The organism is Nocardia sp. CA-135398 (assembly GCF_050955845.1).
GTDB lineage: Bacteria > Actinomycetota > Actinomycetes > Mycobacteriales > Mycobacteriaceae > Nocardia.
In genome coordinates this window covers 7,885,132-7,910,193 of sequence record NZ_CP192084.1, presented here as the reverse complement: position 1 = coordinate 7,910,193, position 25,062 = coordinate 7,885,132, and the positions used below count along the sequence as shown (strand labels likewise).

Genomic DNA, 25,062 nt, shown 5'->3' with positions numbered 1-25,062 from the left:
GGGACTCGAATCATGACTGACAACAAGAACAGGCCAGCGGCGGGCATCCTGGGCACCAAGCTCGGTATGACCCAGGTGTTCGACGACAAGAACCGCGTCGTCCCCGTGACCGTCATCAAGGCCGGACCGAACGTCGTTACCCAGATCCGCACCGTGGAGCGCGACGGCTACAGCGCCGTCCAGGTCGCCTTCGGCGCCATCGACCCGCGCAAGGTGAACAAGCCGGTTTCCGGTCAGTTCGCCAAGGCCGGTGTCACTCCGCGCCGCCACGTCGCCGAGATCCGGGTCGCGGACGCCTCCACCTTCGAGGTCGGCCAGGAGATCAACGCCGATGTCTTCGAAGAGGGCGCCTACGTCGACGTCACCGGCACCAGCAAGGGCAAGGGTTTCGCGGGCACCATGAAGCGCCACGGCTTCCGTGGTCAGGGCGCCTCGCACGGCGCCCAGGCGGTGCACCGTCGTCCCGGTTCCATCGGTGGCTGCGCCACCCCCGGCCGCGTGTTCAAGGGCATGCGCATGTCGGGTCGTATGGGTAACGACCGCGTCACCACGCAGAACCTCTCGGTTCACAAGGTGGACGCCGAGAACGGTCTGCTGCTGATCAAGGGCGCGATCCCGGGTCGCAAGGGCAGCGTCGTGACCGTCAAGAGCGCAGTGAAGGGTGGTGCGCACGCATGACCAGCGTCGAGAAGAAGACCAACCTGACCCTCCCGGTCAAGGAACTCGGCGGCAAGACCAACGGCACCGTCGAGCTCCCCGCGGAGATCTTCGATGCCACCGCGAACATCTCGCTGATGCACCAGGTCGTCGTCGCGCAGCTCGCCGCCGCACGCCAGGGCACGCACGCGACGAAGACGCGCGGCGAGGTCTCCGGTGGTGGCAAGAAGCCGTACCGCCAGAAGGGCACCGGCCGCGCCCGCCAGGGTTCGACCCGTGCGCCGCAGTTCACCGGTGGTGGCACCGTGCACGGTCCGCAGCCGCGTGACTACAGCCAGCGCACCCCCAAGAAGATGATCCGCGCCGCGCTGCGTGGCGCCCTCTCGGATCGTGCGCGCAACGAGCGCATCCACGTGATCACCGAACTGGTCTCGGGTCAGACCCCGTCGACCAAGACCGCGAAGTCGTTCCTGTCCGAGCTGTCGGACCGGAAGAAGTTCCTGCTCGTCCTCGGACGTGAGGACATCGCGGGCTGGAAGAGCGTGCAGAACCTGGAGTTCGTGCACCCGATCGCGCCGGATCAGCTCAACACCTACGACGTGCTCGAGAGCGACGAAGTGGTGTTCAGCGTCGAGGCCTTGAACGCCTTCGTGCACGGCCCCGCCGAATCCGCACAGGAGGAGAGCAAGTGACCACGATCGCCGACCCCCGCGACATTCTGCTGGCGCCGGTCATCTCGGAGAAGTCCTACGGACTGATCGAGGAAGGTACCTACACCTTCATCGTGCACCCGGATTCCAACAAGACGCAGATCAAGATCGCCGTCGAGAAGGTCTTCGGTGTGAAGGTGACCAGCGTCAACACCGCCAACCGTCAGGGCAAGCGCAAGCGGACCCGCTTCGGTTACGGCAAGCGCAAGGACACCAAGCGCGCGCTCGTGACCATCTCGGCCGACAGCAAGCCCATCGAGATCTTCGGAGGCCCGGTCGCGTAAGCGCCTGGGAATCCAGAAAGCAGAGAAGAACTCATGGCAATCCGTAAGTACAAGCCGACTACGCCGGGCCGTCGTGGCTCCAGCGTCTCGGACTTCGCTGAGATCACTCGGTCGACTCCCGAGAAGTCGCTGATCCGCCCGCTGCACAGCAAGGGTGGCCGCAACGCCCACGGTCGCATCACCACCCGGCACCGCGGTGGCGGCCACAAGCGTGCCTACCGTCTGATCGACTTCCGTCGCCTGGACAAGGACGGCATCCCGGCCAAGGTCGCGCACATCGAGTACGACCCGAACCGCACCGCCAACATCGCGCTGCTGCACTACCGCGACGGCGAGAAGCGCTACATCATCGCCCCCAAGGGCGTGACGCAGGGCACCCCGATCGAGTCCGGCCCGACGGCCGACATCAAGCCGGGTAACAACCTGCCGCTGCGCAATATCCCGACCGGTACCACCATCCACGCGGTGGAGCTGCGTCCGGGCGGCGGCGCCAAGCTGGCCCGCTCGGCCGGTATGAGCATCCAGCTGCTCGGTAAGGAAGGCCCCTACGCCACGCTGCGTATGCCCTCCGGTGAAATCCGTCGCGTCGACGTGCGCTGCCGCGCCACCGTCGGCGAGGTCGGCAACGCCGAACAGTCGAACATCAACTGGGGTAAGGCCGGGCGCATGCGCTGGAAGGGTCGCCGCCCCACGGTCCGTGGTGTCGTGATGAACCCGGTCGACCACCCGCATGGTGGTGGTGAAGGCAAGACCTCCGGTGGTCGCCACCCGGTCTCGCCGTGGGGTCAGCCGGAAGGCCGCACCCGCAAGCCCAACCGTCCGAGCGACAAGCTCATCGTCCGCCGTCGCAAGACCGGCAAGAAGCGCTGAAGGAGGAGGTAAGAAATGCCACGCAGCCTCAAGAAGGGCCCGTTCGTCGACGACCACCTCCTCGCGAAGGTGGACGTACAGAACGAAAAGGGCAGCAAGCAGGTCATCAAGACCTGGTCCCGCCGTTCGACCATCATCCCCGATTTCATCGGTCACACCTTCGCCGTCCACGACGGCCGCAAGCATGTGCCGGTGTTCGTCTCGGAGTCCATGGTCGGCCACAAGCTGGGTGAGTTCGCGCCCACCCGGACGTTCAAGAGCCACGTCAAGGAAGATCGGAAGAGCAAGCGGCGATGACCACTGAGACTCAGAATCCGACTGCGCGCGCGACCGCCAAGCACGTTCGCGTCACCCCGATGAAGGCTCGCCGTGTCGTGGACCTGGTCCGCGGCAAGCGGGTCGAGGACGCCCTCGCGATCCTGAAGTTCGCGCCACAGGCCGCGAGCGAGCCGGTCGCCAAGGTCGTCGCCAGTGCCGCGGCCAACGCCGAGAACAACCTCGGCCTGAACCCGGCCACACTGGTCATCTCGACCGCCTACGTCGACGAGGGCGCGACCATGAAGCGTTTCCAGCCGCGGGCCCAGGGCCGCGCGTTCCGGATTCGCAAGCGCACCAGCCACATCACCATCGAGGTCGAGAGCGTGCCCACCGCCGGTGCTGCTCGCAGCCGCCGGAAGGGAGGGGCAAAGTAAATGGGACAGAAAATCAATCCCCATGGCTTCCGCCTCGGTATCACCACCGACTGGAAGTCGCGTTGGTACGCGGACAAGCAGTACGCGGACTACGTGAAGGAAGACGTCGCCATCCGCAAGCTCCTCGCCACCGGCATGGAGCGGGCGGGCATCTCCAAGGTGGAGATCGAGCGCACCCGTGACCGGGTTCGCGTCGACATCCACACCGCGCGTCCCGGCATCGTCATCGGTCGCCGCGGCGCCGAAGCCGATCGCATTCGCGCCGAACTGGAGAAGCTCACCAAGAAGCAGGTGCAGCTGAACATCCTCGAGGTCAAGAACCCCGAGTCGGATGCGCAGCTCGTTGCCCAGGGTGTCGCCGAGCAGCTGTCCAACCGTGTGGCGTTCCGTCGCGCGATGCGCAAGGCCATCCAGTCGGCCATGCGTTCGCCGAACGTCAAGGGCATCCGGGTGCAGTGCTCGGGCCGCCTCGGCGGCGCCGAAATGTCGCGCTCGGAGTTCTACCGTGAGGGTCGCGTCCCGCTGCACACGCTGCGCGCGGACATCGACTACGGCCTCTACGAGGCCAAGACCACCTTCGGTCGCATCGGCGTGAAGGTCTGGATCTACAAGGGCGACATCGTCGGTGGCAAGCGTGAGGTCACGGCCGCGGCCGCGCCCGCAGCTGGTGACCGCCGCGAGCGCCGGGAGCGGCCGAGCCGCCCGCGTCGGTCCGGTTCCGCAGGCACCACCGCGACCAGCACCGAGGCCGGACGCGCCGGCGCTGCTACCGCGGTTGCCGACGCCCCGGCAGAAACACAGGAGGGCTGACGCATGTTGATGCCACGGAAGGTCAAGCACCGGAAGCAGCATCACCCGAGCCGCAGCGGCATGGCCAAGGGCGGCACTTCGGTCGCGTTCGGTGAATTCGGCATCCAGGCTCTCGAGCCCGCCTACGTCACCAACCGGCAGATCGAGTCCGCGCGTATCGCGATGACCCGCCACATCAAGCGTGGCGGCAAGATCTGGATCAACATCTACCCGGATCGCCCGCTCACCAAGAAGCCCGCCGAAACCCGCATGGGTTCCGGTAAGGGTTCGCCGGAGTGGTGGGTCGCGAACGTCAAGCCCGGACGCGTGATGTTCGAAATGAGTTACCCCAACGAGGAGATCGCTCGTGAGGCGCTGCGCCGCGCGATGCACAAGCTCCCCATGAAGTGCAGGATCGTGACCAGGGAGGAGCAGTTCTGATGGCTACCGGTACACCGGCCGCAGAGCTCCGCGAGCTCAACGAAGAGGAGCTCGTCGCCCGCCTGCGCGAGTCGAAGGAAGAGCTGTTCAATCTGCGCTTCCAGATGGCGACGGGTCAGTTGGACAACAACCGTCGCCTGCGCGTCGTGCGTCACGAGATCGCGCGCATCTACACGGTCATGCGCGAGCGTGAGCTCGGCCTGGCCTCGGCACCCGCTGGTAAGGGAGATGCGGCATGAGTGAAGAGAAAGTGACCCCCGAGGTCAAGCGCGGCACCCGTAAGGTCCGCATCGGTTACGTGGTCTCGGACAAGATGAACAAGACCATCGTGGTCGAGCTGGAAGACCGCACGCGGCACAAGCTCTACGGCAAGATCATTCGCTCCACCACCAAGGTGAAGGCGCATGACGAGAACGAGATCGCCGGTGTCGGCGACCGCGTCCAGCTGATGGAGACCCGCCCGCTGTCGGCCACCAAGCACTGGCGCCTCGTCGAGGTGCTGGAGAAGGCCAAGTAACCGTAGCGACTGCTTGCAGGTCGCTCGAAACGGTCAGCTTTATCCGGCTGTAAAGCAAAGGCCCGCTTCCCATTTGGGAAGCGGGCCCTTTTCATTTCGGCAAGAATCGGATTATTTACCCGGCCCGCGGTGGAACCGGTCGATAACTTCGATCGGATATCGATGCCAGCGTGGCGCTGATGACAGTCGACAGCATCGGCAGCAGTTGATCGCGGTTCGGTGGATTGATCCAGTGCGCGCCTTCGCGGGTCCAGCGCCCGAGGCCGGTCGGGATCATCAGCGCGCTGCCTACTACCGGCACACAAATGTTTTTGCGCGCCAACAGTTCCCGGACTTGATTGCCGGGGGAGTAGTCCACGGCCGCGAGGAAGGTCCAGCGAATCTGCCGCGCCAGCAATGGACCGAGTGTGCCCTGCTGTACCAAGGAAACCCGGACCTTTTCCGCCAATAGCTTGGGCATGTGGATGATGCCCAAATGGTTCGTCACCGGCAGCATGACGTAACCGCCACGTTCCTCGGCTGGGAGATGAAACTGTCGGCGGTAGTAGTCCGCCCAATCGACGACGCTCTCGAGTTCCTCGGTGTCCACGGTGGCCTTGTCCCGTTCAGCACTGATGTCGTTGGTTTTGCAAGTAGCCTGAGGCCGAATCAGATGTATGCCCGGAATATCTTTCCGGGATCGTTGCCCAGCCGAGTCGGAAGATTGTGTTGTGCGCGGAATGACCCAGAACCTCACCATCGGTGAGCGGGTGTCTTGGTATCGACGGCGTCGCGGTATGTCCCAAGACGTGCTAGCCGGACTTGTCGGGCGGACAGACGATTGGATGAGCAAGGTCGAGAACAATCGGATTCCGCTGGACCGTTTATCGGCGATCCGCCTACTCGCAGACGCATTGGATGTTTCACTGGGGGATTTGATCGGTGATCCGAGTCTGTTGGAATGGACCACCGACAGCGGGACTTCGACCATTCCGGCACTCCGGGCCGCGTTGATGGACTACAGCCATTTGATGCCCGCGCCGGTGCCGCCCGCTCGTGATCCGGACACGTTTCGACTCCCGGCACTCGAACGGGAGCTGTCTGGTGTCTTCGATGCCTATCAGGGCGCCAGGTTCGGATTTGTCGCGGGTCGATTGCCCGGCCTGTTGTCCGCCGCGCTGGCGGTCGCCCAGCGCGATGCGGACGAATCCGGGTATCGGCTGTTGGCGCTGTGCTATCAGGTGGCGGCCTCGGTGTTGACCAAACTCGGTGAAACCGATTTGGCTTGGAATGCCGCGGAACGAGGTCTCGCTGCGGCTCAGCGGACCGATGACCTCGCGATTGTCGGTTCCCTGATGCGATCCGTCGCTTTCACGGTGATGTCGACCGGCCGTGTGCAACCCGCTGTCGACCTGGTCGAAGCCGGGGCGGCCTACCTGCAGCCGTACCTGCGTGAGGGCAGGGACGACATGTTGTCGGTGTACGGAACATTGCTGCTGGTCGGCTCGATGGCGGCCGCGCGTAGCAATCGTCGTGACACCGTGCAGGAGTTTCTGGCCGAGGCGGAGTCGGCCGCGACGAAGTTGGGCGGTGATCGGAACTGCCTGTGGACGGCGTTCGGACCCACCAATGTCGCGATCCATCGAGTCAATACCGCGATGGAACTCGGAGATGTGCAGATCGCGCTGCGATTGGGTCCTGGTCTTGATACCTCCGCCCTCCCGGTGGAGCGGCGGATTCGGCACCAACTCGAGCTTGCTCGCGCATTCAATCTGGCGGGCCGCCAACAGGATTCGGTATCGGCGCTGCTCGACGCCGAGCAGGCGGCCCCAGAACAAGTTCGCCACCATTACCTCAGCCGACAACTCGTACTCACCTGGATGCGCAACGCGCACGGCAGTCCTTCGTTCGTCTTGCAAGCCTTGGCCCGACGAATGCAGGTCGTGAGGTGAATCAATGACCGACGAGGACAATCTGTTTGCGCGCGCACGTCTGGCGGCGGGAGCGCTTTTCGTGCGCGGCGACGAGATTTTATTGGTGCACAAGATTTACGGCAATGGTTGGGATATTCCCGGCGGTTATGTCGAGCCCGGGGAGTCGCCGGGTGCGGCCTGCCGTCGCGAGATCAGTGAAGAGCTCGGAATCGACCGTGCGCCAAAGCAATTGCTTGTTCACGATTGGGCGCCGAGCGAAACCGATGGCGACAAAATTCTCTATGTTTTCGATTGCGGCGATCTCGGATCCGATGAGCCGGCAATCACTCTTCAGGAGGCCGAACTCGACCGTTGGGCCTGGGTTCCCTTGGCAAAACTCGATGACTATTTGATTCCGCGACTCGCTCGCCGACTACGTCAAGCGCATATCGCGCGCTCCGTGAGCCGCACCGTCTACCTCGAACACGGTGAGCCCGCGCCGTAGTGACCGATGTGATCCGGCCGCTTGGTTGCGCGCTGGTATCGGCGAGAGTTTTTGTGTAGGTGCGCAATTCGCGAGTTCGGTGCGCAGGGGTGGCTCGGCGTGGTCGTTTGGCGTGGCGGGCTCGTCTACGGCGCGCTGCGGCGGTCCATTCGACGTATGTGCTGCCCCGTACTGGGCGCTGTCACCATAGCGATGCGCTTCGGCGTCGGTCCGCTCTCGCTGGGCGTGAGTGGGCGCATTGCTGGAGGCTTTGTGCCCCAATACTTGTCGCATCCGTCGGCCTGTTGAGCCGGATCGTTCCTGTGCGATGAGGCGATCGGCTGGCACGGCATCGCAATGAAGCTCGGCATCGGCAGGTTCCGCTGCGGTGTCGCTATCGACGCGAGCGGATCTCGAAAGGCTTCGTGGCGGCAACGGTGCTCGGAGTCCGGCTGTCGCTGCTGGTCGAGGCGATGCAGCGCGCCGACCGGGAGGGGTAGCTCGCGAGGTTGATCCGAAGCCGCTCGACGCAGGTCTTGCGTTATACGTATACATCTACTTATAGTGATTTCCGACGGTCGCCGGCGGGTCAGGTGACCGGAAGCAACAGATCAACTCGCCGCGGCGGACCGAATCGGGTCCGCTGGCGTCGATCCCATGCTGTATTGCATATCTATTTATGAGACGGGGAATCATGAACGCTGATTCACAAACACCGGCCGACAGCGCTTCGGAGGTGGTCACGATCAATATCGACAAGAGCGCATCGGAGATGCGCGACGTGCTGCTCAAGACCGGGCCCGGTGGCCTGCACAGGCAGCGCTTCGTCGGGCGCAAGCTCGGTGCGGCGCGGGAATTCACCAAGTCGGGAATCGCGGTGATCCGGGTCTACCTGAGCCGCAAGGGCAAATACGTTGTGCACAGGCAGCAAGCCGACTGGATGGACTTCGCATTCACGAACTGGACCAGGGATCTGAAGGACTGGCGCGAGATGTTCGACGTCGACGACCAGACCTGGGGCGACTACACGGTGGACATCGTCGACTCGGTCGAGGAACTCGCCGGACGGATTCCGGCCCGCATCTACCGCGAACTCGTCGACATCGAGGCGAGTCCGAAGATCGACGAACTCGACATCTGAGACCGGTCCGCTCGCTCGGACCTCGAAAGGAACTCTCCCACATGTTCGCTCGACTGGGCGCGCTCGTTGTGCACAACCCGTGGAAGGTGATCGGTCTCTGGCTGTTCATCGTGATCGCGGTGGTTGCCTCGGCGCCGCAACTGAAATCGACCACCGACCAATCCGAATTCCTGCCATCGCATTACGAGTCGATTCAGGCAATGCAATTGCAGCAGAAGGCATTTCCGCAGCAGCAGGCGCCCGCCGCGCTACTGGTCTTCGTCCGGTCGGACGGCGCACCGCTATCCGAGGCCGATTCGGCGAGCGTGACGGCGATCGCGTCGAAGCTCGATGACGCGAGAATCAAAGACGTCATCGGCATCCAGGCCGTTCCAGCGTCGGAGAACCGCTTGGTGCAGATCGCCGCCGTGCAGATGACGAAGGTGACCAATGCGGGCGACACCATGCAGAGCGATGCGGTCAAGAAACTGCGGACTGCATTGCGAGATCAGGTGCAGGGCACGGATCTGAAGGCGGGCGTCACCGGTCAGGCGGCGCAGATGCTGGATCAGACCGAATCCGGCGAAAAGGGTATGGCCATAATCGGTATCGCGACGGTGGTGCTGATTCTGGTTCTGCTGCTGATCATCTTCCGCAGTCCGGTGATCGCGCTGCTGCCGATCGTCGTGATCGGTGCGATCTCGGGCACCGTCGGCGGTCTGATCGCGATGGTCAGCAAGGCCTTCGATCTGAAGGTCGACAGTTCGGTGAATTCCATTCTGCTGGTTGTGCTGTTCGGTGTCGGCACCGACTACATCCTGTTCCTGATGTTCCGGTACCGGGAGCGCCTGCGCGCCGGTGAGGATCCGAAGACCGCGATGGTCAGTGCGGTCACCAAGGTCGGCGAGGCGATCACCTCGGCGGCGGGTGCGGTGATCATCGCATTCATGGCGCTGGTCCTGTCGACACTCGGCATGTTCCGTGCGCTCGGTCCGGCGCTGGCGATCGCGGTCGCGGTGGCGCTGGTGGCCGGACTCACGCTGGTGCCCGCCGTGGTTTCGCTGTTGGGCACCAAAGTGTTCTGGCCGTCCAAGGCGTGGCAGCAGGAGCCGAAGGGTGCGCGCTTCGGTGCGATCGGCGCGGCGATGGGGCGGCGGCCCGGTGCGTTCGCGGCCGTGTCCGGCGGTGTGCTGGTCGCCCTCGGCGTGTTGGCGTTCGGCTTCCACCCGACATTCGATCTGAGTTCGGGCTCGACCTCGGATTCCTCCGAATCGACGGTCTACAACAAGGAATTGCTCAAGGGCATGCCCGCCGGTTCGACCCAGCCGTCCGAGGTGCTGTTGCGTTCGGATACCGGCGCACCGCTCGACGATGACCAGCTCACCGCCTACCGTGCCGTGCTCGCCGCGGTGCCGGGCGTGAATCAGGTTGGGACGCCGACGGTATCGAGTGATCGACTGGCCGCCGACTTCCAGGTGACCCTCGATGGTGCACCCGAATCGGATGCCGCGCTCGATACGGTTCGCGGTCCGCTGCGCGATGCCGCGCATTCGGCGGCACCCGCGGGCACTACCGCTGCGGTGGGTGGCATCTCGTCGGTGTACGTCGACTTCCAGGATGCGATGGTGCACGACTACAAGATCGTGTTCCCGGTGGCGGCGATCCTCATCATGATCGTGCTCGCGCTGCTGCTGCGCAGTCTGGTAGCGCCGTGGTATCTGATGGCCTCGGTCTTCCTCGGCTTCGCCGCGACGCTCGGTGCAGCGGTGCTGGTTTTCCAGCACTTCCAGGGCAATTCCGGACTGATCTTCACCCTGCCGGTGATCATGTACCTGTTCGTGGTGGCACTCGGCACCGACTACAACATTCTGATGGTCGCTCGCCTACGTGAGGAGGCGCGAGCCGGAAACGAGCCGAAACAGGCCGCGGCCCTCGCGGTCCGCCACACCGGCCCGACCGTCGCCGCTGCCGGTGTGATCCTGGCGGGCACCTTCGCCTCGATGATGCTGGCAGGCAACAATGTCCTGTCGCAGATGGGCTTCGCGATCTCGGTCGGCATCGCCATCGCCGCATTCGTCATGGCCATGTTCTTCACCCCAGCCGCAACGGCGTTGATCGGGCACCGCGCCTGGTGGCCAGGACACGGAGACCGCGATTCGAAGGGTGAACCCGGAAGGAAGTCCCAGGATGCGCGCCCGGATCAGTACGCCTACTCGGATACGTACTACAACTAAGGGCAGCGACTTCCAGAGAACGCCGGTAAGCCCAGCCACTGTGTGACAAGGCTGTCCGACTTGGAATATCCAAGTCGGACAGCCTTTCTCGTTGCCCTCAACGCTCGTGTCGCATACCTAGTGACTACCTCGCACATGGTGCAACCTATGTGAGGTAGTCACTGGGTTTGCGTGAGTGGGGTACGTCGAACGCCGCGCCGCGTCCGCGCGGTCGCTGCTGCCGCTGCCGCGTGGCGTTGCTGGCGCGCCCGTGCTGATGCTGCCGCCGCGCCGGGATCAGGATGCCTATTCGGATGCGTACAACAACTACGGGCAGCGGCTTCCGAGGAACGCCGGTAGCCCACCCGTCGAGTGACAAGAGCCGCCTGACTTGGAATTTCCAAGTCGGGCGGCCTTTCTCGTTGCCTTCGATGCTCGTGTCGCATACTTAGTGACTACCTCGCACATGGTGCAACCTATGTGAGGCAGTCACTAGGTATGCGTGAGCGGGGATCACCGAACGCCGCCCCGCGCTGTCGTTGCCCGCCGCCGTGCTACTGCTTCCGCCACGTCGCGTTGCTTCCCCGCCGTGCTGCTGCCACGCCGTGCTGCTGCCACGCCGTGCTGCTGCCACGCCGTGCTGCTGCCACGCCGTGCTGCTGCCACGCCGCGCTGCTGCCACGCCGCGCTGCTGCCACGCCGCGCTGCTGTTTCTGCCACGCGGCGTCGCGCTGCTTACGGCCGCAGCGGCAAGGTCTGGCTAGCCGCTGGTTGTAGGGCGGCGGACACGCCTGGCGAATTCCAGGACCTGGGTTTGCGGTGAGCGGGATCACCGAACGCTGCGCCGTGTCTGTCTGCTGCCAGGAGAATAGGACCACTTCGGAGCCGGTTTTGCCATGAGGATGGGATCACCCGTTTGGCACTGATGGGACCATCTGACTAGCGGTTTTGCCAGTTATGGGACCACCGGGCGTGGCTTGCGGGTTTCCGGTTGTCATCGATCAGGCGGGACGAACTCGACAGGTATCGGAATTGACTGCTCATTGACGGTCTCCATATTTCGCTCGCGCCGACAGCACCGGCACCGGACTGGAGATTCCGGCATCACGCAGCACATTGCCGTCGTAAATCAAATCGACCGTCGCTGGTGCTAGTGGACATACTCACGAATGGACCAATACGCGGCTTGCAGGCATCGGCACTCGATAGGCGGCCACCGGCACCCAAAGCAGCAGGAGGACACCCGAAACGTATGCGGCGGCAGCCAAAGGCTGATACATCGCTAGATAGCCGACCCCGGACACTGCCAGCGCAGCCGCGAGAACCATGCCTAGATACGCGACAACATCGCGACGCCGCAGCGACGCGCCTGCTGCCAACGCAGCCAGCGCAAACATCTTCAACCCATCCAGTCGGGTGGTCAGCTCGAACAACACCGGAGTCGCTGTGGCCGACAGCGCCACCTCGACTCCGAACTGCGTCAAAGAGGCGCCCACTGCTGCCAAACCTCCCGTTGTGGCAATGGCTTTGGCGACGCCTGTCAATCGACCACGCAGCCCGATAACGACGACCGCCAGCAGCACGCCCGCGAGTCCATGCACGAAGAACGACTGCATTGCGAACCCGCCAGGCTGAGCCTCGTAAGCGGCCGCGATCTCGGTGTTCGTCGCACTTACCGGAACGCTAGCCGGACCGAACGTCAGCCCGATGACCCACGCTGCCGAGTAGCAGATTGCGGCGATGAATGTAAAACGCACGATACCTCCGTGAGCATTGATCCCATTTGAGAGCATCGCTCTCAAATGGGATCATCTACCAAGATTTGCCTCGCCGCAACAGGGGCGCTGGTCCGCAGCGAGGCCTGTTGACCATGAACGTTGGTAACAGCGTGTCGAACCGACAAGGCGAACTGAATCGTCGGGATTGGGGCCGCTTGCAGTCTTGTGGACGATGGTCTCCATCCTGTCGAAGCGTTACCCGGCCCGAGGTTCGGGAGAAGGCTGTGCGTCTGGCCCTCGAGCGCCCTGGATGAGTACGGATCCCCGTATGCCGCAGCTCGAGCGATCGCCCCGATGGTTGATGTTCATTGCGAGACCTTGGTGCGCCGTGAGGCGCTGGTATCGGAGGAGGTGTGAGACCTTCTCGCTGGGCTGTCGCAGCAGTCGGTAGGTGTCGTGCTGTCGCTGCCGCCCTCGTGCTATTGCTTCCACCGCATCGCATCGCATCGCATCGCATCGCACCGCACCGCACCGTGCCGCGCTGTGCTGCTGCCGCAGCGGCGAGGTCTGGCTAATTCTGGTTGTGTCGGGTCGGCGGATTCGCCTGGCGAGCTTCAGGTCTGGGTGCGTGGTGAGTGGGATCACCGAAAGCCGCGCTGCCGCTGCTGCTGCCGCCCCGTGCTGCTGCTGCCGCCCTCGTGCTATTGCTTCCACCGCGCGCGCCGCGCCGCGCTGCGCTGCTGCCGCAGCGGCGAGGTCTGGCTAATTCTGGTTGCGTCGGGTCGGCGGATTCGCCTGGCGAGCTTCAGGTCTGGGTATGTGGTGAGTGGGATCACTGAATGCCGCGCTCCGCGCTGCTGCTGCGCCATACTCGAACAGCTGCAGCGTGTCCTCGAGCCGCCGAGCAGATACTCGACCGACTGCGCACTTCCGCTCACGGTGAGCGAAAAGCGGCACGTCAGTTGAGCTTTCACCGGTACATAGTCCCAGGCATCCGGATAGTCGTCGACGGTGAAGGGCTCCGCGCTGCCGCTGCTGCCCCGCGCTGCCGCTGCTGCCCCGCGCTGCCGCTGCTGCCCCGCGCTGCCGCTGCTGGGTGGCGTTGCTGGCGCGCCCGCGCCGCTGCTGCTGCCCCGTGCCGCTGATGTTCCGTGCTGCTGATGTTCCGTGCTGCTGACGGCTGCGGCGGCGGGGTCTGGCTAGCTGCTGATTGCGTAGGGGCGGCGGACTCGGCGGGCGAATTCCAGGACTTGGGCGATGGCGGTGCGGGACAGGCCGACCTCCGCGCCGATGCTGGTGGGCGTCCAGGATTGGTCGGCGAGCATGAGGATTTCGGCGAGTTGCTCTACGGGGATGACCGAGAGGCCGCGGCCTGCGATCGCGCGAGCGACCGACCACACTTCGATGTCATCGCTTTCGGATCCGAGGTTCTCGGTCAGCAGGTTCTCGGCCGAAAGTGATTGCACGACTTCGCTGATCACCTCACTGGTGGTGCGACGGGGCGCATCGTCCGGAACAAGTTGCTCGACCTCGGCATCGGATTCCGTGGTCTGATCCGCGTAATCGGTTGTGGAATTGTCGGTGCTCGAAGTGCGGTGCACCTCCATTGCCCGCGTGACTCGTTCAGCAGGAGTCGGTGTCGCGGAACCGCGGGTAGCACGCTGGGGCTCGATGGGTGAGCTTGCGCGCATGGGGGTTTCGGCACGAGTGTTCGACCCCGCTGTATGCGCAGCGTCGGCTGCTGCGCTTGTGCGCGAAGAGGTTTCGGTACGGGTGCTGGAATTCGCTGGGTGGCGAGCGTCAGCTGGCGTGCCCGTGCCCGCCGCGGCGCGGGATGCCGTCGAGCGACTCGTGTCGGCCATTGCCCGGTCCGCAGTTGCGTCGACGGCGCCGTTACTCGCTTCGACGATCGCGGTATCGAAGATGCTCAGCTGCGACTGTGCCGCGGGGCGGGTGCCGATGCTCTGCGACTCGGCCGGTCCTGCAACTGAAGTCGCGCCCGCATCGCGTGCGGAGCGCACGTGGCGAGCGGAAGCCGCGGTTGTGGCATCAGTCGCGAGGGCGGTCGTGCGCTCGTCCCGGGTATCGGACGCAATGCGTGTGGCAGGAGAAGTCGCACCATCGCCCGCAGCTGAGGCGGCGACCGCAGGTGTCGTGCGGGTCCCGCCGCTGTTGTCGCCAGCGACCCCGGCCTGAGCGGAAGCAGCAGTCCCGGACGTAGTACCGATGGCGGCGCCAGAAGTGCGCTCGTCGGTAGCAGTCACCGAGATCTGGGGATCGAATTCTGTTGCGGCAGTGGTCGTCTGCTCATCGCGAGTGGTGACAGTCTGCGGTCCAGCTGCCTGGGACTCGAAACCTGCGGCCGTGCGCTCATCACCAGCGGTCTGGGGATCGAATCCGGCGGCGACTGGCGCGTGCTCGTCGCGGGTGCTTGCGGTAGTGGGCGCTGCGGTCCGAGGTGCGAAGCCCGTGTCAGCGAATGTCGTGCGCTCATCGGTAGCGGTCCCTGACGCGTCCTGCGAGGCGAATCCGGCGGCGAATGTCGTGTGCTCGTCACGGGTGTCGGCGGCATTCGGCGCTGCCGTCCCATGCTGGACCCCCGTGTCAGCGAAAGCTATGCGCTCTTCGGCAGCGGTCTGGGGCTCGAAGCCGGTCGCAGCAAGAGTCGAGTGCTCATCGGCAGTCCTCGATATGGTCTGGGGTGCGGGGTCGGCGATGTGCCCGGCGGCAGTGTTGGCGGCACGCTGCGCTGCGGCGCGGGGCTCGAAGCCTGGGGCGGCAAGAGGCGGGCGGGCGGTATCGGGCTCGAATCCATTGGTGGCGGTAGGCGTGTGCCCGACGTGAGTGCCCCGCGGTGCCGGGTGCGCGGTGGCGTGCGGCGTGCTCCCACTGGCGCTCGCGGTGCGGTGGTCGAATTCGGAGGCGTGAAAGGCCTTTTCGCCGACGGCATTCGTGGCCGAAGGATGGGCAGGCCGCGCGCCGTTGGCGTCGGCCAAGGTCCGCGCGGTGTTATCGATCGGACCCGACGTACGCGCCGCGTGACCAGAGTGGAAGGTCTCGCTCGGGATCTGTTGGGTGAGACGGCCGTTGGTCGAGCGGGTGCTCTGCGCGTGATACACCAGGGTTTCCGTGCAATCGAGGCGGGAGACGGGAACCGCGTCGGGTTGTGTGGCGCGCATCGCCGCCTCGGCGACGTGGGTGTCCATATCGACCGGGAAGCGAACTCCGGCCTGGTCGAGCAGGGGATCGAAACCCTTGGCGGCGAGCAATTCTCGACGGTCGGTGGGTTCGTCGTGGAAGGTGTCGATGGGTGCGCCTCGTTCGGTGGTGACTCGATGCCGGGGCGGCAGTTCGGGTTCGTCCTCGACCATCGGAACGCTATCGATGAGCAGGGCATATCGCGCGGAAACCCAGGCGTGCAACCAGATAACGACGCCGACCATGACCGGTGCGATCGCGTATTCGGCGGCCTGTCCGAACGCTCCGGCGGCCAGATGCGGGCCCGCGTTGAGCGCGACGGTGGTGCCGAGCAACGCCGTTTCGAAGAACACGACCTTGCCTCGGTCGAGTTCGCGGCCCCAGCGCGCGGCCGTCGTCGCGGCCACCATGATCGTGATGATCGGGATCGAGATCATCGCCTCGATCCCATAGCTCAACCAGTACAGCGGATCCGCCATATTCCCGCTGGGCACCAGATTGTGCTGCACATTGACCCCGGCCCACACCATGCCGAGCACCACAACGGCGATCAACGCACGCGAGGACCATTCGGCCCGCCGGTACAACTGGGCAAGGCGCGCATCCTGATTCGAGACGCGCCGCCGCGCCGCCAAAGCGCGCCGATGCCAGCGCGCATCCGCGTCATCGGCGCGCTGAATGGCGGAAATGGTCCGCCGGTTGCGCTTCTCGGCTGCCAGTTCGTCCTGGACGGCCCGCTTGCGTTGCCCCCGTCGCTGCGCCCGAACCCATTGCGCGAGTTCACGTTCCGCATCGATCTCGGCATCCGACAACGCCTGCACCAGTGCCGCGTCATCCTGCAGCGGCAACCGACCCCGCGCGTTCGCGACCCGCTCGGCCAATGCGGCAATCTCGGACCTACCGGTCGACTGTTTGTCGCGCATCGCGAGCCTTCCCAGGAGCAGGTGTCATACCGACGCAGACCTACATGCTCGAACATATGTGTGATCGCACCGAGATTAAACCGCTACCCGCCCGAGGTCAATGCTCCGCCCCCCGAAAACTCGAACAAATGCGCGAATCGCAGGCCAGTGCCGTATCGCTGCTCGGGCCCGGGGACCCCGTCGAACGTAGTCGAATGGTGGTCACCCGCGGCGAATTCGACCGCCCTATCCCTACGCTCGGCGAGCTACCGGACGCGGATAGCGCAGCAAGCAATCTGGACGCGGCACTAGTGGGCTTGTGCGGATTCAGCTCAGGTAAGGGTGGTGTGCCAGACGATGGCGGCGGCCAATGCGCCCGCGCCGTTCACCGACCAGTGCAGGGCGATGGGGGCCAGCAGGCTGCCGCTGCGGCGGCGCAGCCAGGTGAAGACGAAGCCCGCGGCGGCCGTGGCGACGACGGCGAGCAGGATGCCGATGATCTGACCAGCCGGGCCGCCGCCGACGAAGCCGCTCAGGCCGCGGTTGCTGGTGGTCAGGCCGAGGGAAGAGGCGATATGCCAGAGGCCGAAGAGTAGCGAGCCTGCCGCGAAGACGCCGCGGACGCCGTAGACGCGGTCGAGCGTGCCGTGCAGGACACCGCGGAAGGCCAACTCCTCCGGAATCGCGGTCTGCAGCGGGATGACGATCATCGATGCGATGAGTGCGCCGGAGATGGTGGCGTAGCGGTCGGCGAGGAAGAACGGCCGGGTGATCGGCAACAGCGCCCCGATCGCGACCACCGCGAGCACCAGGCCGACAGCACCGACCGCCCAGAGTGTGCTGCGCCGCCAGTGTCGGGGCGAGAGTCCGAGCTCGGACCAGCCGAGTCCGCGTCGGCGCATGAGCGCGAGCAGTACCACCGCGGCGATCGGAACGGTGAGGATGCTCGCCCATGCGGTGGTGAAGTGGGCGATCAGATTGGTGCAGGCCAGGACGATCACCACAACGGCCACGTCGAGATAGGCGTGCAGTTTGTGGCGGGGCGGTGCCGCTTCGTCGAGGTCCTGGTGAAGCACCCGGCCCAGTCTACGGATGCCCGCAACTGGCGCGCGGGGGTCGGCTACGGGGGTTTGCGTCATCAACATGGTCGTACCCTGTTTCGCGCTACGCACCGGAGGCGTTGACGCCGCTCCGCCAGCCGTGCGGATCCGCCCATGCCTGCAGCGTCCGAGCGCTGTCGAACCGGCGCGGCGCGCCGCTGATCGGGTCGGTGAATTCGAGTGATGCGGCCAGCAATTGCAAGGGCCGAGTGAAGTCGTGCACAGATTTGTCGGTGAGTACCGGATAGAAGTCGTCGCCGAGAATCGGGATGCCCAGCCCATTCATATGTAATCGCAGCTGATGGGTGCGACCGGTCACCGGCCGCAGCCGATAGCGACCTAGTCCGTCGCGCTGCTCCAGCAATTCGATCCAGGTCTCCGCATTCGGCTCACCCGCGACCTCCTGTGCGGCGAGTATCTGTTTCTCCTTGATGATCCGGCTGCGCACCGTCCGCGGCAGCGTCAGCTTCGGATCGAAGGGGGCGATGGCCTCGTACTCTTTGCGCACTGTGCGCTTGTGGAACATCGTCTGATAGGCACCGCGCCGGGCCGGATTGATCACGAAAAGCACCAGTCCGGCCGTGACGCGGTCGAGCCGGTGCGCCGGAATCAGATCGGGTAGGTCCAGTTCGCGACGTAGCCGCACCAACGCCGTTTGCAGAATGTGCTGGCCGCGCGGAATCGTCGCCAGGAAATGCGGCTTGTCCACGACGAGCAGATCGTCGTCGCGGTGGACGATCGGGATATCGAACGGTACTTCGGTCTCGTCGGGTAGGTCGCGATGGAACCAGACCGCGCCGCCCGGCACATACGGCGCGTCCGCCGCGATCGGACCGGATAGGTCGACGATTCCGCCCGCATCCAGCAGTTCATCGATCCGCGCGGCGGGGACGCGAGGCAGCCGGTCCACCAGATGGTCCCGAATGGTCGGCCAATCGCCCTGCTCCGGCAGGCGGAGCCGGGCCGGATCCAGGCCGTGCCGCTTGGGCAACGGCGGCTGCTGCCTTCTTCTCATCACCGATGACCTTAGTCGGCGACGAATCCCCAGCTCACGGCCGGGTCGGGCTCAGAATCCGCGCAGTCGGTCCGGTGTGACGCGCACCGCGACCGAGTATTCGGCGTGGAACTGTTCCTCGGTCATCGGAATCGAGGCGAGTCCCTCGGTGTATTTCTCGGTGAATGCGGCGACTTCCGCCGGTGTGGGCCCGGATTCGTCGATTCGCGCGGTGCCGGTGAGAATCACCACGTCGCCGCCGGTCGCGGTGCTGTTGAGATGCAGCGACACCCGTGGATTGCGGGCGATATTGCGCAACTTCGACTTATCGGCCTGGCTGAAGACAAGGAATTCACCGTCGCGCCATTGGAACCACACCGGATTCGGCTGTGGCGTCCCGCTGCGGCCGACCGTGGTCAGCCAGATGACATTCTCGCGTTCCAGGCGTTCGGCGACCCTGGCACCGAATGCGGTGCCGGTGTCGACGACGGGCGTGACTGTGCTCATGATCGTGCCAACGCAGCGACGGTGTAGTCGATTCCGCATGGGCGCAGTTTCGCCGTAACTACTACGGCTCGGCGCGTTCGTCCAGCACCATCCGGCGAGATTCGACGAGCGTCTGTCTGGCGCGGCGGCGGACCTTGCAGCTGTCGACACTGCAATACAGGTGCACCTGCATCGCCCGGTGCGCCTGCTCCTCGGTCAAGGTGCCGGGGTCACGGCGGCAGTCGCCGATATGCGAAATAATTGTCGTGACAAACATTTTCACCTCTCCAACGGCAGTAGCAATCTGTGTAGCTCGATAAGCTAGTAATGCTTGGGTGCGAAAGTTGCTGGGATAGTCGGCCGTTCACGCAACCTTCCCCAGCAAGTCGGAGATGTGTTGCCAAGTGCGTTGAGAGAACCGGCCATTCGGTATTCAGCGGCGCGATCGTGGTCTCGCGCAGCACTTGATCGGTGGTGAGATCCCACGGTGCGAGCCTCGCATCGAGTTCCTCGGCAAGTGTTCTGTCCTGTGCGGGATTTCGGTCGGTGTACGGCGGTCCATCCCTGGTTGGCGGCTCATGTGAAGTTGCCCAGATCGGATGCATCGTCGTCTGTGTATCGACAGCCGGGATTTCGGTATCGCCGGGACGAACTCGGCGCTACCGTGATCCGCGAATCGATTCCCGCAGGGCAGCGGGATGTAGCGACATGTGTTTCGGCGAATTGCGTGTCAGTAGTCGGGCGAACCATTCCTAGCGGTTGGTTCGGAAAGAAGATCGCCGCGTGCTGTGCGGTGAAGATCATTGTGCGAGGGGAAGTTCCAATGGCAACAGGGGTGGCGCCGTCGAGCGCGCAAGACTATGTCTCCGATAGATACACGAAAGGGCTCGCAGTATTCGAAGAATGGCAAATGCACCGCTACAACCGAGACAGTTATCTCGGGCATCCGTTGCGCAGCGCAAAGCTGGGAATGCGCTATCTGACGCTGCCGCATTATTTCGGCAGAGTGCCACCGGTTCGGCTGTGGTTGCGGCGGTTCGGCGGGCCTCGGGTATTGCCGGATTTCGCCTGCGTCGGCGCGCTGAAGAGCGGAACCACCGACCTGGCCAGCTATCTCATGCAGCATCCGAGCATCCTGGCTCCGCTCACCAAGGAGATCGGCCACGGCTATACACAGTTGTGGGGGCCGTTCTTCCCGACGGAGCGGGAGAAGGCCGAGGTGCTGCGATGTACCGGCCAGGCGCTGGCGGGCCACTTCGACCCAGCGCTGCACGATCTTCTGTTGATCGACAACTACCGCGCGGCCCGACCGGAGGCCAAGATCGTGATGATGTTGCGCGATCCGGTGGATCGCGCGTACTCGCATTACAAATGGGATCTGTTCCTCAGTAGCAAGGACGGCCTGTGCGTCATGCCGTATGGCAAGACCTTCGCCGACTACGTCGGGTACGCGCTGGAGATGTTCCCCATGTCGCCACCGACCACACTGCCCTCCATGCCGGTGCTCGGCACCGGTGTCTACGTCAATGCGGTAGCCCGCTGGCTCAAAGCATTCGACAGGGACAACGTCTACATCGTCACCGCCGAGGACTTCTTCGCCGATATCTCGAAGACGGTGTGCGGCATCCACGAATTTCTCGGATTGCCCGCCGTAGAGCCGGTCCGGCATCACATCTTGAACCGCAATCCGCTCGAATTCCCGGAGCCCGACGAGGATTCGCTGGCCCGGTTACGCGAGTTCTATCGCCCGTGGAATGAGAAGTTGTTCGCGGTGATCGGGCGCGACCTCGGCTGGAACGACCGGTCGGCACCGTCGTGCTGATCGTCGCGGCTTGCCGGGAAACCTGGCACTCAATCGGCGCGAGTCCCTGAGGCGAGAAAAATCGGGACGGCGAGGAACAGCCGATCGTTGCGTGCCCTGGTGGCTTGGTCGTCGAGCCAGGTGTCTTCGGCTGCGATGTTCGCGAGCACCGGCAGCGCCGTGGCGTCGGTCCACACGATCGTGTGGACCTCGACGGCAACGTCGACGAACCCGTTGTCCAGCAGGAGATTTCGGTATCGGCGGGCGGCCCCCGAGTTCCCAGATACCGTCTGAGGGACGGGGCCGCCGTGGATATCCGGGTGACCAACCGCCGCCGCCTGGAGGATGACTATTTCCAATAGGCCCGGGACTTGATAGCGGTTTTCGGCAGCCCGTGGGTGGTCTTGAGCGCCTTGACGATCGATCGCGTGGTGTGGCCGTCACACGCGACCCAGGCGAAAGCGTCCTTCGGGCACTGGATTTCATCGGCCTGTTCGCGCAGCAACCGACCGTTGTCGATTCGCTGCACCCATTTCACCTGGTGGTGTGGCTTATTGCGGACCGGGAGCCCGGTGTCGGATTCGTATTGCCACTCCAGCCAGACCCGGGCGGGCACATCACCGATCGCGTCGAGCAGTGAATTGATAGCGGGCAGCGATGCGGTATCGCCGAAGATGACGAACTCGCTCGGGAGTGGTTCGGGCAGTTGGAAATCCGAGCCGAGCACGGAAACATTGATCTGGTCCCCGGCGGCCGCCTGCTGTGCCCACCTCGAGGCGGGCCCGTGGTGTACCGCGAACTCGATCGAGAATTTGTTTCCGTTCGGATCGGGATCGACCAGCGTGTAGCCGCGCTGATGTTCGCGCTCGCCATTCGGAATCCACAGCCGCACCCATTGCGTCGGGTGCACCGGATGATCGGCGAGCAGTCCGCCCGCATCGAAGCCGAGCCGCAGGTATTTGTCGCTGATGTATTCGGTCGAGGTCACCGTGAGCCGGTAATCCTCGGCGCGCCACGCCTTCAGCATCAACCCTTCGAAACCTCTACCCATGGAGATAAGGTTAGCCTAAACATACTCTCATGTCGTGGTGTCCGCTGCTGTGATTCCGAATTGCCGTGTGGCCCCGAGGTAGCTAGCTATCTCGGAGCCAACGCGCCTATGGCGCAGGCGATTACAGGTTGCAGGGCAGCATCGCGACGCTCGCGATGGTGCATTCGGCCTCGCGGGTCAGCTTCCAGGTGCCATCGATCTGCTTCCAGGACAGGTCGAAGTACCAGGGGTCCCAACCGTCGATGGCGGTGGTCAGCTGGGTGGTGAGCAGATCGCCGGAGACATCGACCGGGCCGAGGACATCCCAGCGGAAGCTCGGCGGGGCCGAGGCCATGACGCCGCCGACCTGGTCGACCAGGCTCAGCCCGGCCTCGCCCGCCTCCAGCTCGGCCGCGCGGGCAGCGCGGGAAGCGCCGGTGTTCAGTACCAGTTGCAGTTTGACCTTCAACTCGCCGAGGCCGGGGGTGGCGGTCCGCATCGGCGCGCCGATCGGCGCGGCGCTGGCCGGGGCCACGGTGGCGACGGTGCCGAATGCGCCGATCACGGCGGCCGCGGTGAGCGAGAACGCCGCGGTGGCAAGGCGCGCCACCGGCCTATTTCTGGTGCTGAGCATCGGTTCATCCAATCGTTCGTTTGCCGGGAGTGTGCCGATCCGAGACTGGCACTACAGTGCAATATAAGGTAAGCCTATGCAAAGCTGAAAGCCGGAAGTTAGGTGACCCTGGCTCCGCCCCAGATCGAACGCAGGAGAACCGTGGACACACTATTGGTGGTCGGAGCAGGGCCCAAAGCCCTTGCGGTGGCGGCAAAAGCGCACGTCCTGCGGAAATTGGGGCTCGCGGCCCCGCGGGTGATCGTCGTCGAGTCGCATGCCGTCGGCGGCAATTGGCTGCCGAGCGGTGGCTGGACCGACGGGCAGCACCGGCTCGGTACCAGCCCGGAGAAGGACATCGGATTCCCGTACCACTCGACCTGGGCGCGCGGGCACAACCGGGCCATCGACGAGGCGATGATGGCCTACAGCTGGACCTCGTTCCTGGTCGAGCACGGCACCTACGCCGAATGGATCGACCGTGGCCGCCCGAGCCCGCACCATCACGTCTGGGCCAAATATCTGCAGTGGGTGGCTCGCGCGATCGATCTCGAATTGGTCCTCGCAAGAGTGGATTCGGTCGCGGCGGCGGCCGACGGCTGGCTGGTTTCGGTGACCGACGCCGACGGCGTGACCACCCAAATCGACACGGACGCACTGATGATCACCGGCCCTGGCCACAGCGGGCGGGCCCTGGCCGAACACCCCAGGGTGCTCAGCATCGCCGAATTCTGGGATCTGGCAGGCAAACGCGCGCTGCCGGTTTCCTCGCGCGTCGCGGTGATCGGCGGCGGCGAGACCGCGGGTTCGGCGCTGGACGAGCTGGTCCGCCACGACATGCTGACCATCTCGGTGATCACCCCCAAAGCCACCATCTATACCCGCGGCGAAAGCTATTTCGAGAATGCGCTTTTCAGCGATCCCACCAAGTGGAACGCGCTGAGCATGGACGAACGCCGCGATGTCATCCGGCGCACCGACCGCGGCGTGTTCTCGGTTCGCGTGCAGGAGAGCGTGATCGGCGACAATCGCGTGCATCATCTGCAGGGGCGAGTCGTGCGGGTCGCCGAACAGGGTGACGGCGTGGCGGTGACGCTGCGCAACGACCGCCGTCCGGATCAAGCGCACAACTTCGATCTGGTGGTCGACGCGACCGGTGGGCAGCCGCTGTGGTTCCTGGAGCTCTTCGATTCCGATGCCGCCGATCTGCTCGAACTCGCCGTCGGCGGTCCGTTGACGCAGGCCAGGCTCGAGGCCGCGATCGGCTACGACCTGGCGGTCTCCGGACTGGACGCGAAGCTCTATCTGCCGAATATGGCGGCCATCGCGCAGGGGCCCGGTTTCCCGAATCTCAGCTGCCTCGGGGAACTTTCGGATCGGATATTGCGAACGGCCCCGACGCGTCAGGTCGTCGGTGCGCGGCGAGGCGCGGCCGCCCGACTCGGCTGATTCGGCCCCGGCATCTTCAGATACATCTACGTGAGGTTTTCATGCGCATCGTTTCGTTCGGCTTCCAGACCTGGGGCCGCAAAACCCTGCAGGCACTGATCGATTCGGAACACCAGGTCGTGCTCGCGGTCACCCATCCGGCCAGTGCGGATTCCTACAAGGGGATCTGGTCGGATTCGGTCGAGGACCTCGCCCGCGAACACGGCATCCCGGTGCATCTGACCGAACGGGCCGATGCCGAAACCATCGACTTGGTGAAGCGGGCCGAACCGGACGTCATCGTGGTGAACAGCTGGTACACCTGGATGCCCGCCGAGCTCTACAACCTGCCCCCGCACGGCACCCTGAACCTGCACGATTCGCTGCTGCCCAAGTTCACCGGTTTCTCGCCGGTGCTGTGGGCGCTGATCAGCGGTGAGTCCGAGACGGGTCTGACGGTGCATCGGATGGACCAGGGGCTGGACACCGGTGACATCCTGGTGCAGCGCTCGTTGCCCATCGGGCCGACCGATACCGGCGCCGAATTGGTGCTGCGCGGTATGGAACTCATTCCCGGCGCACTGCGGGAAGCGCTGCACGCCCTGGAATCCGGTACCGCGCAATGGCAGCCGCAGCGCAAATCCGAGCGGACCTACTTCCACAAGCGTTCCGAGCGCGACAGCCGGATCGACTGGACCTGGTCCGCCGTCGATCTGGAGCGTTTCGTGCGCGCTCTGTCCGAGCCGTATCCGCGCGCATTCACCTACTACCGCGGCGAGCGAATCGAAGTGTTCGAGGCGGCGGTTTCGGAGGCGCGCTACGGCGGCACGCCAGGTCGGGTGATCGTGCAGGAGGGTGGTGGCGCGGTGGTGTGCGGTTCGGAGGCGCATCGCGGACGCAATCGCGGCCTGGTGGTCACCCGGATTCGCACCGAGGACGGCACCGAGCATTCGGCCGCGGAATTCTTCACGCGCGGTGGCTATCTCACCGATCAGTGACACAGCGGGAGTCGACCTAGACTTGTTAGGGTAGGCTACGCTAATATCGGGCGACCGTTCAGAAGTAACCACAGATCAGTGCAGCGAGCCGGGGGGTGTTGTACGCCGCCGATTGAATGACGCTG

The 25,062-nt window shown here is 64.6% G+C and carries 28 protein-coding genes; 18 read left to right on the top strand and 10 right to left on the bottom strand.

What is annotated here, in order from left to right; all coding sequences use genetic code 11:
- Positions 1 to 12 precede the first annotated feature (12 nt).
- From rplC to rpsQ, 10 genes are read left to right on the top strand one after another with little or no spacing between them, the layout of a single operon-like run.
- Positions 13 to 678 carry a 50S ribosomal protein L3 gene (gene rplC / locus ACQP1T_RS35275; RefSeq protein WP_040686545.1) on the top strand — a complete coding sequence of 222 codons (666 nt, stop codon included), beginning with the start codon at positions 13 to 15 and terminating at the stop codon, positions 676 to 678.
- Complete coding sequence (rplD, locus tag ACQP1T_RS35270) at positions 675 to 1,349, top strand: 50S ribosomal protein L4 (protein ID WP_040686546.1); 675 nt, start codon at positions 675 to 677, stop codon at positions 1,347 to 1,349. The genes rplC and rplD overlap by 4 nt, the downstream gene beginning before the upstream one ends.
- Entirely contained in the window at positions 1,346 to 1,651 is a 306-nt protein-coding gene (gene rplW, locus ACQP1T_RS35265; RefSeq protein ID WP_040686547.1) for a 50S ribosomal protein L23, read from the top strand. The genes rplD and rplW overlap by 4 nt, the downstream gene beginning before the upstream one ends.
- A 33-nt stretch (positions 1,652 to 1,684) precedes the next feature.
- Complete coding sequence (gene rplB, locus ACQP1T_RS35260) at positions 1,685 to 2,521, top strand: 50S ribosomal protein L2 (protein ID WP_433757306.1); 837 nt, start codon at positions 1,685 to 1,687, stop codon at positions 2,519 to 2,521.
- A 15-nt stretch (positions 2,522 to 2,536) separates the two neighbouring features.
- Positions 2,537 to 2,818 carry a 30S ribosomal protein S19 gene (gene rpsS, locus ACQP1T_RS35255; RefSeq protein WP_040686549.1) on the top strand — a complete coding sequence of 94 codons (282 nt, stop codon included), beginning with the start codon at positions 2,537 to 2,539 and terminating at the stop codon, positions 2,816 to 2,818.
- Positions 2,815 to 3,213, top strand: coding sequence for a 50S ribosomal protein L22 (gene rplV, locus ACQP1T_RS35250; RefSeq protein ID WP_062983231.1), 399 nt, complete (start codon positions 2,815 to 2,817; stop codon positions 3,211 to 3,213). Before rpsS ends, rplV begins: the two co-directional genes overlap by 4 nt.
- Complete coding sequence (gene rpsC, locus ACQP1T_RS35245) at positions 3,214 to 4,023, top strand: 30S ribosomal protein S3 (RefSeq protein WP_040686551.1); 810 nt, start codon at positions 3,214 to 3,216, stop codon at positions 4,021 to 4,023.
- Between the two features lie 3 nt (positions 4,024 to 4,026).
- The gene (rplP, locus tag ACQP1T_RS35240; protein ID WP_014349059.1) at positions 4,027 to 4,443 is read left to right on the top strand and encodes a 50S ribosomal protein L16; all 417 of its coding nucleotides are present in this window, start codon (positions 4,027 to 4,029) and stop codon (positions 4,441 to 4,443) included.
- A complete protein-coding gene (gene rpmC / locus ACQP1T_RS35235) occupies positions 4,443 to 4,682 on the top strand; it encodes a 50S ribosomal protein L29 (protein ID WP_040686552.1) in 240 nt (79 codons plus the stop codon). Before rplP ends, rpmC begins: the two co-directional genes overlap by 1 nt.
- On the top strand, positions 4,679 to 4,960 hold the full coding sequence (gene rpsQ / locus ACQP1T_RS35230; RefSeq protein ID WP_040686553.1) for a 30S ribosomal protein S17: 282 nt from the start codon (positions 4,679 to 4,681) through the stop codon (positions 4,958 to 4,960). Before rpmC ends, rpsQ begins: the two co-directional genes overlap by 4 nt.
- 115 nt (positions 4,961 to 5,075) lie before the next feature.
- On the opposite strand, the gene ACQP1T_RS35225 is transcribed toward rpsQ, so the two are convergent.
- The gene (locus ACQP1T_RS35225) at positions 5,076 to 5,549 is read right to left on the bottom strand and encodes a hypothetical protein (RefSeq protein ID WP_433757305.1); all 474 of its coding nucleotides are present in this window, start codon (positions 5,547 to 5,549) and stop codon (positions 5,076 to 5,078) included.
- Between the two features lie 130 nt (positions 5,550 to 5,679).
- Between ACQP1T_RS35225 and ACQP1T_RS35220 the strand changes: the two genes are divergently transcribed.
- From ACQP1T_RS35220 to ACQP1T_RS35200, 5 genes are all read left to right on the top strand, one after another.
- Entirely contained in the window at positions 5,680 to 6,891 is a 1,212-nt protein-coding gene (locus ACQP1T_RS35220) for a helix-turn-helix domain-containing protein (protein ID WP_433757304.1), read from the top strand.
- A 4-nt stretch (positions 6,892 to 6,895) separates the two neighbouring features.
- Positions 6,896 to 7,357, top strand: a complete 462-nt coding sequence (locus ACQP1T_RS35215; protein WP_433757303.1) for an NUDIX domain-containing protein — start codon at positions 6,896 to 6,898, stop codon at positions 7,355 to 7,357.
- Positions 7,358 to 8,030: 673 nt separating this feature from the next.
- Entirely contained in the window at positions 8,031 to 8,477 is a 447-nt protein-coding gene (locus ACQP1T_RS35210) for an EXLDI protein (protein ID WP_433757302.1), read from the top strand.
- Between the two features lie 41 nt (positions 8,478 to 8,518).
- On the top strand, positions 8,519 to 10,690 hold the full coding sequence (locus ACQP1T_RS35205) for an MMPL family transporter (protein WP_433757301.1): 2,172 nt from the start codon (positions 8,519 to 8,521) through the stop codon (positions 10,688 to 10,690).
- Positions 10,691 to 10,865: 175 nt separating this feature from the next.
- On the top strand, positions 10,866 to 11,045 hold the full coding sequence (locus tag ACQP1T_RS35200) for a hypothetical protein (protein ID WP_433757300.1): 180 nt from the start codon (positions 10,866 to 10,868) through the stop codon (positions 11,043 to 11,045).
- A gap of 787 nt (positions 11,046 to 11,832) precedes the next feature.
- Here ACQP1T_RS35200 and ACQP1T_RS35195 read toward each other — a convergent pair.
- The 6 genes from ACQP1T_RS35195 to ACQP1T_RS35170 form a co-directional block, all read right to left on the bottom strand.
- A complete protein-coding gene (locus ACQP1T_RS35195; RefSeq protein ID WP_433757299.1) occupies positions 11,833 to 12,426 on the bottom strand; it encodes a hypothetical protein in 594 nt (197 codons plus the stop codon).
- 1,160 nt (positions 12,427 to 13,586) lie between these two features.
- Positions 13,587 to 16,508, bottom strand: coding sequence for a hypothetical protein (locus tag ACQP1T_RS35190; protein ID WP_433757298.1), 2,922 nt, complete (start codon positions 16,506 to 16,508; stop codon positions 13,587 to 13,589).
- Between the two features lie 311 nt (positions 16,509 to 16,819).
- On the bottom strand, positions 16,820 to 17,563 hold the full coding sequence (locus tag ACQP1T_RS35185; protein ID WP_433757297.1) for a lysostaphin resistance A-like protein: 744 nt from the start codon (positions 17,561 to 17,563) through the stop codon (positions 16,820 to 16,822).
- 88 nt (positions 17,564 to 17,651) lie between these two features.
- Positions 17,652 to 18,602, bottom strand: coding sequence for an RluA family pseudouridine synthase (locus ACQP1T_RS35180; RefSeq protein ID WP_433757296.1), 951 nt, complete (start codon positions 18,600 to 18,602; stop codon positions 17,652 to 17,654).
- A gap of 51 nt (positions 18,603 to 18,653) precedes the next feature.
- On the bottom strand, positions 18,654 to 19,088 hold the full coding sequence (locus ACQP1T_RS35175; protein WP_433757295.1) for a TIGR03667 family PPOX class F420-dependent oxidoreductase: 435 nt from the start codon (positions 19,086 to 19,088) through the stop codon (positions 18,654 to 18,656).
- 61 nt (positions 19,089 to 19,149) lie between these two features.
- Positions 19,150 to 19,344, bottom strand: coding sequence for a hypothetical protein (locus ACQP1T_RS35170; protein ID WP_433757294.1), 195 nt, complete (start codon positions 19,342 to 19,344; stop codon positions 19,150 to 19,152).
- Between the two features lie 633 nt (positions 19,345 to 19,977).
- Here ACQP1T_RS35170 and ACQP1T_RS35165 point away from each other — a divergent pair.
- Positions 19,978 to 20,889 (top strand): sulfotransferase domain-containing protein, encoded by a 912-nt coding sequence (locus ACQP1T_RS35165; RefSeq protein ID WP_433757293.1) that lies wholly within the window; start codon positions 19,978 to 19,980, stop codon positions 20,887 to 20,889.
- Positions 20,890 to 20,918: 29 nt separating this feature from the next.
- On the opposite strand, the gene ACQP1T_RS35160 is transcribed toward ACQP1T_RS35165, so the two are convergent.
- From ACQP1T_RS35160 to ACQP1T_RS35150, 3 genes are all read right to left on the bottom strand, one after another.
- The gene (locus ACQP1T_RS35160) at positions 20,919 to 21,227 is read right to left on the bottom strand and encodes a hypothetical protein (RefSeq protein WP_433757292.1); all 309 of its coding nucleotides are present in this window, start codon (positions 21,225 to 21,227) and stop codon (positions 20,919 to 20,921) included.
- Complete coding sequence (locus tag ACQP1T_RS35155) at positions 21,218 to 21,919, bottom strand: siderophore-interacting protein (protein WP_433757291.1); 702 nt, start codon at positions 21,917 to 21,919, stop codon at positions 21,218 to 21,220. Before ACQP1T_RS35155 ends, ACQP1T_RS35160 begins: the two co-directional genes overlap by 10 nt.
- A 121-nt stretch (positions 21,920 to 22,040) precedes the next feature.
- The gene (locus ACQP1T_RS35150) at positions 22,041 to 22,532 is read right to left on the bottom strand and encodes a hypothetical protein (protein WP_433757290.1); all 492 of its coding nucleotides are present in this window, start codon (positions 22,530 to 22,532) and stop codon (positions 22,041 to 22,043) included.
- A gap of 141 nt (positions 22,533 to 22,673) precedes the next feature.
- Between ACQP1T_RS35150 and ACQP1T_RS35145 the strand changes: the two genes are divergently transcribed.
- Together ACQP1T_RS35145 and ACQP1T_RS35140 are read left to right on the top strand one after the other, a co-directional pair.
- Entirely contained in the window at positions 22,674 to 23,960 is a 1,287-nt protein-coding gene (locus ACQP1T_RS35145; RefSeq protein WP_433757289.1) for a SidA/IucD/PvdA family monooxygenase, read from the top strand.
- 41 nt (positions 23,961 to 24,001) lie between these two features.
- Positions 24,002 to 24,937: a methionyl-tRNA formyltransferase gene (locus tag ACQP1T_RS35140; RefSeq protein ID WP_433757288.1), complete on the top strand. Its 936-nt coding sequence runs from the start codon at positions 24,002 to 24,004 to the stop codon at positions 24,935 to 24,937.
- Positions 24,938 to 25,062 lie beyond the last annotated feature (125 nt).